The sequence below is a fragment of the Streptomyces sp. NPDC004561 genome (genome assembly GCF_053602155.1).
This window is the reverse complement of the sequence record NZ_JBSGDB010000046.1, coordinates 1-13,270: the sequence shown is the minus strand read 5'-3', so window position 1 is coordinate 13,270 and position 13,270 is coordinate 1. Positions and strand designations below refer to the sequence as shown.

The 13,270-nt window shown below is 69.6% G+C and carries 12 protein-coding genes and 1 pseudogene; 7 read left to right on the top strand and 6 right to left on the bottom strand.

Features of this window, described 5'->3' with window-relative positions; all coding sequences use genetic code 11:
* Positions 1-212: 212 nt before the first annotated feature.
* Together ACWEN3_RS09180 and ACWEN3_RS09175 are read right to left on the bottom strand one after the other, a co-directional pair.
* Entirely contained in the window at positions 213-839 is a 627-nt protein-coding gene (locus ACWEN3_RS09180) for an HAD family hydrolase (protein ID WP_452967645.1), read from the bottom strand.
* Positions 839-2,038 (bottom strand): acetyl-CoA C-acyltransferase, encoded by a 1,200-nt coding sequence (locus tag ACWEN3_RS09175; RefSeq protein WP_452967642.1) that lies wholly within the window; start codon positions 2,036-2,038, stop codon positions 839-841. Before ACWEN3_RS09175 ends, ACWEN3_RS09180 begins: the two co-directional genes overlap by 1 nt.
* Before the next feature lie 158 nt (positions 2,039-2,196).
* Here ACWEN3_RS09175 and ACWEN3_RS09170 point away from each other — a divergent pair, with 158 nt between their 5' ends.
* The 3 genes from ACWEN3_RS09170 to ACWEN3_RS09160 all read left to right on the top strand — a co-directional run bounded on the left by ACWEN3_RS09170 (position 2,197) and on the right by ACWEN3_RS09160 (position 5,101).
* Positions 2,197-3,036, top strand: coding sequence for an alpha/beta fold hydrolase (locus ACWEN3_RS09170; protein ID WP_452967639.1), 840 nt, complete (start codon positions 2,197-2,199; stop codon positions 3,034-3,036).
* A 45-nt stretch (positions 3,037-3,081) separates the two neighbouring features.
* The gene (locus ACWEN3_RS09165) at positions 3,082-3,903 is read left to right on the top strand and encodes an SCO6745 family protein (protein WP_452967636.1); all 822 of its coding nucleotides are present in this window, start codon (positions 3,082-3,084) and stop codon (positions 3,901-3,903) included.
* A gap of 178 nt (positions 3,904-4,081) precedes the next feature.
* The gene (locus tag ACWEN3_RS09160; RefSeq protein ID WP_452967633.1) at positions 4,082-5,101 is read left to right on the top strand and encodes a histidinol-phosphate transaminase; all 1,020 of its coding nucleotides are present in this window, start codon (positions 4,082-4,084) and stop codon (positions 5,099-5,101) included.
* A gap of 127 nt (positions 5,102-5,228) precedes the next feature.
* Here ACWEN3_RS09160 and ACWEN3_RS09155 read toward each other — a convergent pair whose 3' ends face one another.
* From ACWEN3_RS09155 to ACWEN3_RS09145, 3 genes are all read right to left on the bottom strand, one after another.
* Positions 5,229-6,368: an ABC transporter substrate-binding protein gene (locus tag ACWEN3_RS09155; protein ID WP_452967630.1), complete on the bottom strand. Its 1,140-nt coding sequence runs from the start codon at positions 6,366-6,368 to the stop codon at positions 5,229-5,231.
* 253 nt (positions 6,369-6,621) lie between these two features.
* Positions 6,622-9,450 (bottom strand): SpoIIE family protein phosphatase, encoded by a 2,829-nt coding sequence (locus ACWEN3_RS09150; RefSeq protein WP_452967626.1) that lies wholly within the window; start codon positions 9,448-9,450, stop codon positions 6,622-6,624.
* 279 nt (positions 9,451-9,729) lie between these two features.
* On the bottom strand, positions 9,730-10,161 hold the full coding sequence (locus tag ACWEN3_RS09145; protein WP_452967624.1) for a DUF6234 family protein: 432 nt from the start codon (positions 10,159-10,161) through the stop codon (positions 9,730-9,732).
* A gap of 198 nt (positions 10,162-10,359) precedes the next feature.
* On the opposite strand from ACWEN3_RS09145, the pseudogene ACWEN3_RS09140 reads away from it, so the two are divergent.
* From ACWEN3_RS09140 to ACWEN3_RS09125, 4 genes and pseudogenes are all read left to right on the top strand, one after another.
* Positions 10,360-10,454 (top strand): annotated as a pseudogene (locus ACWEN3_RS09140).
* Positions 10,455-11,054: 600 nt separating this feature from the next.
* A complete protein-coding gene (locus ACWEN3_RS09135; protein ID WP_452967622.1) occupies positions 11,055-11,429 on the top strand; it encodes a hypothetical protein in 375 nt (124 codons plus the stop codon).
* A gap of 194 nt (positions 11,430-11,623) precedes the next feature.
* Positions 11,624-12,010: an ArsR/SmtB family transcription factor gene (locus tag ACWEN3_RS09130; RefSeq protein WP_452967619.1), complete on the top strand. Its 387-nt coding sequence runs from the start codon at positions 11,624-11,626 to the stop codon at positions 12,008-12,010.
* Between the two features lie 79 nt (positions 12,011-12,089).
* On the top strand, positions 12,090-12,614 hold the full coding sequence (locus tag ACWEN3_RS09125) for a MepB family protein (protein ID WP_452967616.1): 525 nt from the start codon (positions 12,090-12,092) through the stop codon (positions 12,612-12,614).
* An 81-nt stretch (positions 12,615-12,695) separates the two neighbouring features.
* Here ACWEN3_RS09125 and ACWEN3_RS09120 read toward each other — a convergent pair.
* Positions 12,696-13,270 (bottom strand): SDR family NAD(P)-dependent oxidoreductase (locus ACWEN3_RS09120; protein ID WP_452967614.1); only part of this gene is annotated, 575 nt, incomplete at its 5' end.

Below are 13,270 nucleotides of genomic sequence, written 5' to 3'. Positions count from 1 at the left end.
CGCGCAGTACCCGGTCCACGGGGGCCGGTCCGCGGCGGCCAAGGCGCCCGCGTTCCGCGGACTCGCGTCGCCCGACTGACCGTAGGTCCACCGGTCCCTGCCGCCACGCAGCGCGGCGCAGTGCGGTGTCCGCCGCGCCGGCTGGTCCACCTGGGCCGGCCCCGACATCGCACGTCGTAGGCCGTACCCGTGGCCGTGGGTGCGTGGACCGGTCAGGCGGTGATGCCGAAGCGTTCGGCGAGTTGGCGGCGACTGTCGGCGGCACTGGTGTGCAGCACGCCCCGGATGCCGAGCCGCGCCGCTCCGTCGAGGTTCTGCTGCAGGTCGTCGATCATGACCGCCTCCTCGGGGTCGACGCCGAGGCGTTCACATGCGAGGGCGTAGATCCGCCTGGACGGCTTGCGGATCCCGACCTCGGCGGAGATGACGACCGCATCGGCGACAGCGGTGAGGTCGACGCCGTCGTACGTTCCGGTGCCGAACGAATTCGACACCAGCGCCACAGGACGGCCGGCGGCCCGAAGACCGCCGAGCAGCGCGAGCATGTCCCGGTCGATCGACATGCCCGCCTGCATCCGGGCGGTGAGCCCCTCGGCCGGTACGTCGGCCCCGTGGGCGCGCAGCCGTTGAGCGAAGCCTCGCTCGAAGGCTTCGGTGTCGATGCGGCCGCACTCGTGGTCGGCCAGGAGGGTACGGGACCGCTGGTCCCGGGCGAGGAGGTCCAGTGGCAGGCGCGGGTCCCCGCCCAGTGAGGCGCCGAAGTCGGTGAAGGCCCGCAACACACTGGAGGTGACGACGCCGCCGAAGTCCACCAGGACCGCTGTCGGAGGCTTCCCCATCAGAGGACCTCGAACAGTCCGGCTGCGCCCATTCCGCCGCCGACACACATCGAGATCACCACATACCGAACGCCACGGCGCTTGCCCTCGACAAGGGCATGCCCCACCAGGCGGGCACCGGTCATCCCGTACGGGTGACCGACCGATATCGCGCCGCCGTCGACGTTGAACCGCTCCGGGTCGATGTGCAGTTCGTCGCGGCAGTACAACGCCTGCGAAGCGAACGCCTCGTTGAGTTCCCACAGGCCGATGTCGTCGATGGTGAGGTTGTGCTGCTTCAGCAGCTTCGGAATGGCGAACACCGGACCGATGCCCATCTCGTCCGGCCCGCAACCGGCAACGGTCATGCCCCGGTAGAGGCCCAGCGGTTGCAGCCCACGGCGCTCGGCCTCCCGCGACTCCATCAACACCGACGCCGAAGCCCCGTCCGACAGTTGTGAGGAGTTGCCCGCCGTCACGCTGGAGTGGGCGCTCACCTGACCGTCCGGCAGCACCGGCCTCACCCCGGCCAGCCCCTCGAGCGTGGTCGACGCGCGGTTGCCCTCGTCACGGGTCAGGACGACCTCCTCGTCCCGCACCTCCCCGGACTGCTTGTCGAGCACCTTCTTGACGCTTTTCAGCGGGACGATCTCCTGCTCGAACCGGCCGGCCTCCTGCGCCGCGGCGGTGCGCCGCTGTGACAGCAGCGCGAACTCGTCCTGGCGTTCCCGGCTCACGCCGTAGCGTTCGGCGACGATCTCCGCCGTCTGCAACATCGGCATGTAGATGTCCGGCCGGTGCTCGACCAGCCAGGGATCCGCCGCGCGGTGGTTGTTCATGTGATCGTTCTGCACCAGGGAGATCGACTCGACCCCGCCGCCGACAGCGACCTGCATGCCGTCCGCGACGATCTGCTTGGCGGCCGTCGCCAGGGCCATCAGGCCCGACGAGCACTGCCGGTCGATCGTCATCCCCGGCACGGTGTCCGGAAGCCCCGCTCGGAGAGCGGCCTGGCGCGCGACGTTGAAACCGGAGGATCCCTGCTGCAGGGCGCAACCGAAGACGACGTCCTCGACCTCGCTGCCGTCCAGCCCCGCGCGCCGCACCGCGTGGTCCAGGGCGTGCGCGGCAAGTTCCTGCGCCTGGGTGTCGTTGAACGCGCCGCGGTACGCCTTGCCGATCGGCGTCCGCGCCGTCGAAACGATGACTGCTTCTCGCATGTCGCCTCACCACTTCTTGTCGGTCCGGTTCGACCGGGAGCCTCGTTATAGTTGAATCTGGCGTCATGTTCAACCAAGAGGGGCGCGCCGGCGGTCTTGACAGTGCAGACCCACGACCGGATGCTACCGACCAGTCGGTATGGACGGAAAGAGGGAACGTGGACGAGCTGAGCATCTCCACCGATGCGGGCGTGTTCGACGCGATCGCGGCCGGTCCGCCCGGCGGTCGTCCTGTGCTGTTGCTTCACGGCTTTCCCCAGACAGGGCAGGTGTGGCGACGGCAGCTCGCGGCGTTGGCCGCCCACGGCTACCGGGTGGTGGCACCGGACCAGCGCGGGTACTCCCCCGGCGTCCGCCCTCCGCGGCCCGAGGACTATCGCATGGGCCTCCTCGTCGACGACGTGGTCGCCATCACCGAGGAACTGGGCTGGGCGGCGTTCGACCTGGTCGGCCACGACTGGGGAGGCGCGGTCGCCTGGTGGACGGCGGACGCCCGTCCCGGTCGGATACGCACTCTGACCGTCGTCTCGACCCCGCACCCAGGAGCTCTGGCCACCACCCTGCGCACCGACGAGGATCAGCGCTCCCGCTCCCGCTACATGATCGACTGGCGCGAGACGCCCGCGACCGAAGAACGCATGCTCGCCCACGACGCCCAAGAGCTTCGCGCTCTCTACGCCGGGAAGGTCCCGCAGGACAGTGCCGAGGCCTACCTACGGCGCCTGTTCCAGCCGGGCGCGCTCACCGCGGCGCTGAACTGGTACCGGGTCGGCCGCCCCGACGGCGCGATCGGCGCCATCGACGTGCCCACGCTGTACGTCTGGAGCACGCAGGACAGCGCGTTCGGCCCGGCGGCCGCACAGGAGACCGCGCGGTGGGTCGACGGACCGTACCGGTTCGAGACCCTCCAGGGCGTCAGCCACTGGGTCCCCGAGGAGGCAGCGGAAACGCTGAATCACCTGCTGCTCGACCATCTGCGCACGCACGGCGAGTACTGAGCCGCAGCGCACACCCCGTTCATCGACTCTCCGAAGAGGTGACCCGTGAAGACAGCTCGCGCGGCCTGGCGCCGCCTGGAGCCCGTACACGCCATGATCTACTTCGTCCCCGAGGCACGGCGACGGTACGCGGAGCTCGGACTGAGCGCACGCGCCGGGTATTTCACCTCGCGGAGCGCAGCGTTCGGCCGCGCCTCCGCCGAGCTGATCACCTCGACCTTCTACAACTTCAACCCCTCTTTCGTACGGCAGGCGGTCGACGGGGCCTGGGACACGGCGACGCCCCAACAGGTGCTGGATGCGCGGTACGCAGCGGCGGGCGAGGCCCTGCGGCGGGCGGGAATCCACGAGCTGCCCGTCCTGGACGAGGTCCTGGCGCTGACCCGCCGGGCCGCCGAGGCGGCCTGCGAACACCCGCAGGGCCGCCCGCTGTTCGCCGCGCATGCCGCACTGCCCTGGCCGGAGGATCCGGTACTGCAGCTGTGGCACGCCCAGACGCTGCTCCGGGAGTTCCGGGGAGACGGGCACGTCACGTGTCTGGTGAGCGAGGGCGTAGGCGGCCTGGAGGCTCTGATCCTGCACGCCGCGACCGGGGAGATTCCCGTCGACTTCTTGAAGGCGAGCCGCGCGTGGCCCGAGAAGCAGTGGGCTGACGCCGAGGAAGAGCTGCGCAAGCTAGGTCTCCTCGACAGCGGCTCCCTCAGCTCGGAAGGCGTACTCCTGCGCCGGCACATCGAGGACCGCACCGACCGTCTGGCCCTGCCCGCCTACGCCGCGCTGGGTGAGGCCGCCTGTGAGCGTCTCGCCGAACTCTCCGGCCCCGTCGGCGGCACCGTGCTCGATGCCGGACTTCTCAAGGTCGGCTGATCGGGCGAGGCCGGGCGGACGATGTCGCTTGGCCGGATACGTCAACAATCTGTCATTGCAGTCAGCGCGGCTCTCGATACAGGCTGTGACCATGCCGAAGCAAGGTGTTGGATGCGCCCACCCTGGCGACTTCGTCGGTGCCGTCGCCGTTCGCCGGCACGGGGGACGGGCCTGAGCCATGGACATTCCCGTGTCGCACCAACTCGCCCTGAACGAGAGCCCTTATCCCCCGCTGCCCTCGGTACGCGAGGCGATGCAGCGGGCCGTCGCACAGGCCCACCGGTACCCGCAGTTCCACCCCGAAGACCTCATCGAGCGGATCGCCGCGTGGTGCCGGGTGACCCCCGACCGCGTCGCGGTCGGCAGCGGATCGGTCGGCGTGGCCCTGCAGTTGTTCCGGGCAGCGGTCCAGCCCGGTGACTCCGTGGCGTACGCCTGGCGCACGTTCGACGCCTATCCGCTCCTGGCCGCCATGGTCGGTGCTCGGCCTGTCCCCGTGCCCCTGTCGCCGGACGGGCACCAGGACTTGGGCGCCCTGCTCGCGGCGACCGACCACCGCACACGGGTGGTGGTGCTGTGCAATCCGCACAACCCGACCGGAAGCCTCATCGCCGCCGACGCGCTGTCGGCGTTCCTGCGCCAGGTCCCCCGACACGTCACCGTGCTGCTCGACGAGGCGTACGTGGAGTTCGCCCGCGACACCGACGTGCCGGACACACCGGCACTCCTGGACGCACACCCCAACTTGCTGGTCCTGCGCACCTTCTCCAAGGCCTACGGCCTCGCCGCTCTGCGGGTCGGGTACGGACTCGGCTCCCCCGGCCTGGTGGAGCGGATCCGCCGGCAACAACTGCCCTTCGGAATCAACGCGGTGGCGACAGCCGCGGTGAAAGCCTCACTGCGAGCCGAAAGCGAGCTTCGCATGCGCGTCGACAGCATCGTCGCCGAACGCGAACGGCTTCGGCACGAACTCGTGTCCCTCGGCTGGCGCGTACGCCCCAGCCACGCCAATTCCCTCTGGCTCGCCACGCCCGATCCGATCGACGAGGGCGCCACAGCACTCACCGAGGCCGGTGTCCAGGCGCGCCATTACCCCGGCGAGGGACTCCGGCTCACCGTCGGCAACCGGAACGCCAACGACACCGTGGTGACCGTGCTGGCGGGACTGCGCGCGCACCAGAGTGCATCGCGAACCTGAAGCGCACCACTGCGGCGGCCGGGCAGGCGAAGGCCGGAGGCATCCGCACTCCAGCGATGCGCCGGCAGCAGCGGTGCGTTCCCGGGCGGAACGGCGGAGTGCGCTCGGGCGGTTTCCGACCGGAGTGTCAGCCGGAGACCACCTTCGGCCAGCCTTCGATGACGGTCTTCCTCGCCTGCTCCAGTTGCGCCTCCGTCGGGAACTGCGGCGTTCCCTCGACCGTCGGAAGTCGTGCGGCGGCGGCCTGGTCGAGAGTGCCGTCCTGTCTCATGACGTCCATGAGCACCGGGCGGGCGTAGGAGCGCAGCCGAAGGTTCTGGCCCTCTGGGCTGAAGAGATACTCCTGCCACAGACGGGCAGCCGCCGGGTGCGGGGCGTCCTTGTTGATCGCCAGTGCGAAGTACTGGGCGAAGCTGCCGTCGAAGGGGATCGCGACCTGCCAGTTCACGCCTTTGCCGCGGAGTTGGTCGGCGTAGTGCAGGTTGATGTAGCCCCAGTTGATGCTGATGGGGGTACGGCCGTCCTCGACCGTTGTCAGGTCGGACCTGAGCGGGTTGAGATTCCCGTTCTTCTTGAGTTTGGCGAAGAAGTCGAGGCCTGGCTGGACGTCCGCGAACGACCCGCCGTTGGCGAGCGCGGCGGCGTAGACGCTGGCGAAGGCGGTGGCGGATCGGGTGGGGTCGCCTTCCAGCGCGACCTTGCCTTTGTAGGCGGGCTTCAGCAGGTCGGCGAAGGTCTTCGGACAGGGATCGACCCGGTTGGCGTCGCAGCCGATGGAGATGTAGCCCCCGTAGTTGTTGGTCCAGCGGGCCTCGGAGTCCTTCTGGTTGTCGGGGATCGAGTCATAGGGGACGACCTTGTAGGGCGCGAGCAGATTCTGCGCCGCCGCGTTCCGTGCGAACGTGTCTCCCACGTCGATCACGTCGGGGGCCGTCGGCCGGTTGCCCCGTTTCCGAAGGGCGTCGATCTCGTCCTCGCTGTGGCCCAGCGGATTCTCGACCGTGACCTTGATCCCGTACTTCTTGTGGAAGCCGTCGATCAGGCCGCCGTAGTCGGCCCAGTCACGCGGCAGCGCGATCGCCCGGAGCGTGCCCTCCCGCTTCGCTGCGGCGATCAGCGCGCGCATGCCGCCCGCGTTCTCGGCTGAGGTGGCCACCGACGGCTTCGCGAGTGTGGTGGTCGGTGGGTTCTCGCAAGCGCTCAGACCCAGTGCCGCCAAAGCGAAGCAGCCGAGGACGGCCGCTGCTCGGGCACGGGGTGTGGTCACGACTGCTCCACCTGGGCGATGTGCTTGTCACCGGAGGATGTGTGTTTGGTACAGGGCGCTTCGGGCCACGGCGGCAGCATCCGGTGCCGCGGTGGCCGGTCCGGACCGTTCGGCGGCTCTCGCAGGCCGGGGGTCCGCGCGCCGGCGAAGGGGTCGTCGAGGTCAGGGTACCCGGCCGCCTCGGCGCTGGAATCCCGTCCGGAGGGCCACGCCGCCTGTCTCTCCCCGGCGGAAGGGGAGGAACCCGTGTCTTTCACAGTTCCGTGTCGTCCCATTGGCCGAGCAGGATCTCGTCGAGTCCCTCCGTCTCCGGCGTGACGCCCTCGTGGAGGGTCTGTTCCGCCCAGATGACCTTGCCGGTGGGGTTGTAGCGGGTCCCCCAGCGTTCGGCGAACCGGGCGACCAGCAAGAGCCCGCGACCACCCTCGTCGGTGACTTCCGCCCGGCGCAGACGGGGCGAAGTGCTGCTGCCGTCCGAGACCTCGAAGATCAGGGCGCCTGCGGCCGGGCCGTTCATCGACACCGTCCGGAGCAGCCGGACCCCGATGGGTTCGGTGCCGTAGCGGATGGCGTTGGTGATCAGTTCGCTGAGGATGAGTTCGGCGGTGAAGGCCACGTGCTCCAGGCCCCACTCCGTGAGCCGGCGGGCGCAGGCGGCGCGGACCGGGGCCACCGCCGCCGGGTCCTGGGGCACGTCCCACTCGGCGATCTGCGCCGGCCCGAGCCGTCGTGTGCGGGCCACCAGGAGGGCGATGTCATCCCGGGGCCGGTCGGACAGCATGGCCTCCATCACCGCCGCGCAGGTGGCCTCCGGTGTTCGCTCGGGCCCTGTCAGGGCATCGCGAAGGAACTCCAGACCGACGTCGAGGTCTCGGGTGCGGTCCTCGACCAGTCCGTCGGTGTAGAGCACCAGCCGGGAACCCTCGGGCACGGTGAGCTCGGCGGTCTCGACGGGCAGGCCGGCGCCGAGCCCCAGCGGCGGGGACACGGGCAACCGGGGGAAGTCGACGGTCCCCTCGGGCCGTACGACCGCCGGTCCCGGATGACCGGCGGTGGCGAGGACCAGTTGCCCGGAGGTGGGGTCGTAGACGCAGTACTGGCAGGTCGCGCCGGTGATCATCCCGTGCCCGTCCCCGGCGACGGCCTCCTCGGCGTCGATCTGGGCCACCAACTCGTCCAGTCGGCCCAGCAGCTCCTCCACGGGCATGTCCAGGACGGCGAAGTTGTGTACGGCGGTGCGCAGCCGGCCCATGGTCGCCGCGGCGTGCAGACCGTGACCGACGACATCGCCCACGACCAGCGCCACCCGGGTGCCGGACAGCGGGATCACGTCGAACCAGTCCCCGCCCACCCCGGCCTGGGCCGGCAGGTAGCGGTAGGCCACGTCGAGGGCGGACTGCTCGGGCACCCCGCGCGGCAGCAGGCTGTGCTGCAGGGTGACGGCCAGGGCATGTTCGCGGGTGTAGCGGCGGGCGTTGTCGATGCACACCGCTGCCCGAGAGGCCAGCTCCTCGGCGAAGGAGGTGTCCTCTTTCTCGAAGGGCGCGGAGACCTTCGCGCGCCAGAAGTCCACCACTCCCAGCACCACGCCACGGGCGCGCAATGGAACCACGAGCAGGGAGTGGATGCCCTGGTCGAGGATCCGCCGGGTCTGTTCGGGGTGCTGGGCCCGCCAGCCGTCGGAGGCGCTCAGGTCCCCGACCAGGACCGGGCGGCCCTCGGTCATCGTCACGGAGACGGGGTGGTCCGGGACGAACCGGATCAGGTCGCCGACGGGGCGGAGAAGATCGTCCGCGTCCGGGCCGGCGACGGCGCTGCGGCGCAACTCGGTGGTCACGGCGGTCGCACCGGGGGGCTCCTCGCCGCGCAGGACCTGTTCGAGCAGTTCGACGGTGACGATGTCGGCGAACCGGGGCACCGCCACCTCGGCCAGCTCCTCGGCCGTGCGCTTCACATCCAGCGTGGTGCCGATCTGCAGTCCGGCGTCGTAGAGGAGTCTCAGCCGTTCGCGCGCCACGTCGGCCCGGCCGGTCAGGGCCCGGAGCTCGGTGGTGTCACGGAGCGTTGCCACACTTCCGACGGGTCCGTGCGGTGCGGTGAGCCGCTTGTTGACCGCGAGCAGCCGGCCTGCCGCCAGGTACACCTCGTCGGTGGCCTGGCGGTCGGAGGCCAGCAGCCCGGCGAGGTCCTCCTCCAGCCCCAGATCGGTGATGTGTCGCCGCTCCGCGTCCGTCGGCAGTTCCAGCAGCCGCCGTGCCTCGTCGTTGGCCAGCAGCAGCCGGCCGTCACCGCCGACGATCAGCACTCCTTCCCGTACCGCGTGCAGCACCGCGTCGTGGTGCTCGTACATACCGGCCATCTCGGTCGCCCCGAGGCCATGGGTCTGGCGCCGCAACCGCCGGCTGACCAGGCCCGACCCGCCTGCCGCGATGGCGAGGGCCGCGGCGGCGCCGCCGAAGAGGACCGGCAGCTGCCGGTTCACCCTGTGCTCCACGGTCTCCACCGGTACGGGCACGGAGACGATGGCGATGACCGATCCGTCAGGATCCCTGACGGGAACCGCCGAGATCACGGAGAGCCCCAAGGACCCCTTGAAGGTACTCGTGAACGGTTTGCCGCTCGCGGCCGCCGCGTAAGGACCGATGACGCGTTTCCCGATCTGACGCGGGTCGCTGTGCGTGAGGGTGATGCCGTCCAGCCCGTACACGATGATGGCGTCGACGCCTGCGGCCTTGCGGGCCACCTCGGCGTGCGGCTGCAACACCGCGGACGGATGCGCGCTGTGCAGCGCCGCCACGGTCCCCGGGGCGTTCGCGAACGTCTGCGCGGTGGCGAGCGTCCGCTGGCGGGCGTCCGTCATGACGTCGCCTCGAGCCTGTACCACGAGCACCACCAGGGTGGCCGCGACGAGCAGCAGTACGACCGCCAGCTGCAGCAGGAAGACCTGTCCGGCGAGGCTGTGCACGCTCAGCAGTGAGCCGGTCCGCCGCTCCCCTCCCCCCGGGCGTGGCCGATCGGCCCGATGAGTCCTCCCGGACGCACGAGACGCATCACGCCCAGGTTGACCCGAAACTGCGCTCATACCCCCTTTGTATCGTTTCTGGACAGCCGACCACCATGTGACCGGCGCCGGCCGGTCGAAGCAGCGCGTCCAGGGCGCGGGACCGTCCTCGGCCGCCTCACCGGGCACCTTCCCACCGGTGGCCCCGCGGTCCGGGAGTCATGCCCCGCACGGCGGCGCGAAGTGCTCGCCGTCCGTTCGCCCGTGCGGCGGCCGGTCGGCACACCCGTGCGGACTCCGTGGCCGTCGGGAACGACATGACCCAGGTTCAACCAGTCGCAGCTGACAACCAGCGACCGGCTACCTTCGCAGGTGGGAACCGGCTCCGTGGCACCCTGCCGCTGACGGCATGTCACGACACAACGCGTCCTGGTGGGACTGCGCCGCAGCCCCGACGAATACGACGAGACAGACCAGGAGGGCCATGATGCACTGGCTGACGACCGTCACGACGGCCCCGGCCCGCGCGGCGATCGCGGTCGCCACGAGGGCGATGGCTCCGACTCCACCGGCGGCGGCCAGGTACCCCCACAGCGAGTCGGCCTTCACGGTCGTGTCCGGGTCCAGGTTGAAGCCGGACAGGAACCACAGTCCGAAGATCACCACCAGGGCGAGCAGCTCCAGGAGCACCAAACCGCACCCCGCACCTATGTCGGCGCCTCGGTCGGCTTGATGGCGCGGCTGGGGGCCGGTGGTGGCGTCGAAAGCCGGCGGAGCAACGGGCAGGTTCATGCCCGCCACCTTGCCCGCGTGGGCCATGTCGGCGCCTGAGTACGGGTACTCAGGCGGTTCTCTGTGTCAGTCGACATGGTCCAGCAGCGGAACCATGCTCCCCCGTCTACCGCATCAAGGGCACGTCAGTCGCGCATCAGAGGGCGCTGCCATTCTCGTTCATGTGAACGGCACGGGACAGCACCGGGCCGGGAACGAGGAGAGGTGCCCGGAGCGGCTTATCGGGGACCGACGAGCACGTCTCGAGGTCGGGCCTTTCGGGGCCCACGCAGGTTCAAATCCTGCCCTCTCCGCCCAACGAAACACCCCGGCCCGACAGGTTTCCTGCCGGCCTTCGAGCCGTTGAAGAACGCCGAAGTGGCACCGTCCACCTGCGCGGCATGCGCCGGCCGGAACCACGTAGCCGCCGTTATTGGACGCTCAGAATCGCCCATCCTGCCATTCAATGCACGTTGAAATCCGGCCGCCACCGTGAAGAAATTACTTTACCGCTTAGCGGACAAGCCTGATGGAAATTTCCGGGCCGGCCATAACTCTTTCGCATGCCCGAGTTGCATATATTCGACTATGCCGCGATCCACCGATCCCCCGGGCGCGAAATTACCATCGTCCAGAAGCTGAACGGCTGCTCCGTCACCCGTGACAGCCCTCTCGGCCGCCCACGAGCCGCGGTGAGGAGTCCGAGCTGTCGGCGGCCGCCTCCTCCGCCCCTCCCCTGCCCCTGGAAACATCTGGCAACTCTGGTCACTGGACCGCCAACTTAGGGAGCTGTTCGATCACTTCACATCGTTCTCGTGCAGGCTTCTCGCCCGCCACGCCAGTACGCATACGGTGCGATCACAGGCGGGTCCGGAACGGGCTCCGCCGTAGCCGACATCCAAGGGGAGGCGCCGATGGCGAGCGTGGAAGTGGCACTGAAGGAAATGATGAGCGGGATCGAGGGGGCGCTGGGGGCGGCAGTCGTCGACTACACCAGCGGCATGGCCCTCGGCACCCTGGGTGGGGGCAAGGACCTGGACCTGACGGTCGCCGCGGCCGGGAACACGGACGTGATCCGCGCCAAGGTGCGCACCATGGAGCACCTTGGTCTCCAGAGCCAGATCGAGGACATCCTGATCACGCTGGGCGGCCAGTACCACCTCATCCGGCTGGTGACCGGCCGGGACGGCAACGGCCTGTTCCTCTACCTCGTGATCGACAGGGCCCACTCGAACCTGGCCATGGCCCGCCGCCAGCTCAAGCGGATCGAAGAGCAACTCGAGGTCTAGACCCTGCTCAGGGCCGGGTTGACGCATGCTCACAAGTTGAAGACTTCTTCAAGCCATCACATGGAGAGGACGACAAATCAACAGCGAGAGTCGCCCGGACCAAGAAAAATGAACAGGCAGGACTCATGGCGCGGCCGTGCCCTCGCGACACCGCCGCGCCATGAGAGGCCACCGCGACAGGCAGGAAGAGCGCTATGCAGGTCCCTCTTTACCAAGCCAAAGCAGAGTTCTTCCGAATGCTCGGGCACCCGACGCGTATCAGGGTCCTGGAACTGCTGCAGCACGGACCGGTCCCCGTAAGGGACTTGCTCGCCGACATCGAGATCGAGCCCTCCAGCCTCTCGCAACAGCTTGCCGTCCTGCGCCGCGCGGGCATCGTCGTGTCCATACGAGAGGGCTCCACCGTCAGGTACGCGCTCGCCGGCGGCGATGTGGCCGAACTCCTGCGCGCGGCCCGCCGCATCCTGACCGAGCTTCTGGCCGGACAGAACCAGCTCCTGGCCGAACTGCAGCAGACCGACACCTCCCCGCGGCGAGCAACAGCGGCGGACAAACCCTCCGTCGAGTCCGGCGCCCGCTGACGAGGAGTCCTTACTAGAACAAAACAGGCCGCTCAACAAGGGTCAACGCCAAGCGCGGTCACGATGGCAGGATGACTGCATGGTGACGAATCAGCCGTGGGCGGGGTTGCACGCCGACCTCATGGCCGCGAAGGCGTTGGTGTACGACCCGAGCGGTTTCGCCTGCTCGCCGCCGGTGCCCGAACCGGAGAGCGCCGAGTACGGGGCATGCGGGTTCACGCTCGACGGCCGCTCGGTCCGGTTCCGCGTGGCCAAGACCACCCCGACGAAGGTGGGTCAGTTCGTCACGGTGTGGCAGCGGTCCGGGGAGGGGCCGATCCGGCCCTTCGACGCCGGAGACGGGGTGGACCTCTTCGTCATCAGCAGCCGCGACAACGACGGCTTCGGGCAGTTCGTGTTCCCGCGTGAGGTGCTGTGCGAACGCGGCATCGTCTCCCGTGGCGGGTCCGGCGGGAAGCGCGGATTCCGCGTCTATCCGCCGTGGGTGACCACGGCCAGCTCGCAGGCATCCAAGACGCAGACATGGCAGGTGAACCACTTCTTCGGCCTCACCCCGGACGGACCCGCCGACCCGTCCCGTGCCCGCGCTCTCTACCACTTGTAGACGCCCGAAGCAGGTGGCTCCGACCTCATGAATCCGATCACGCGCTGAATGCGGTCCCCGCAGGACCGACCCGGCGTCTCCTCACCGTTCGAGTGCTTGCGCGAGGGCATGCTTGACCTGCCTGGTCCGCTCGTCGGCGAGCACCTCGACCCGGTCGTTCGCCAGCGCGTCCATGGTCTGCTCCGCCACGTCCGCCGCGCTGATCTTCGGTGCGTCCGTGAAGGAGCTGAGATCCGTCTCCACGAAACCGGCGTGGACGCCGACGACGAGCGTTCCCTGCTCGCGCAGGCCTTCCCGTAGGGCGCCCGTCAACGACCACTGGGCTGCCTTGGAGGCCGCGTACCCGGGGAATTCGGGCCGGGCGGCCCAGGAGGCGACCGACAGCATGTTCACCAGGGCGCCGCCGCCGTTGCGCGCCAGGACCGGGGCGAAGGCACGGGAGACGGCCCAGGTGCCGAAGTAGTTGATCTCCATGGCCTGGCGCGCGCCGTCGAAGGAGCCCGTGAGCAGCCCGGTGCTGAAACCCCCGACGCCGGCGTTGTTGATCACTATGGTGACGTCACCGGCGGCCGCGGCCGCCGCGGCGACCTCATCCGGCCGGGTGACGTCCAGACGCAGCGCGGAGAGGACCCCGGCGCTCACGCACGCCGGGTCGC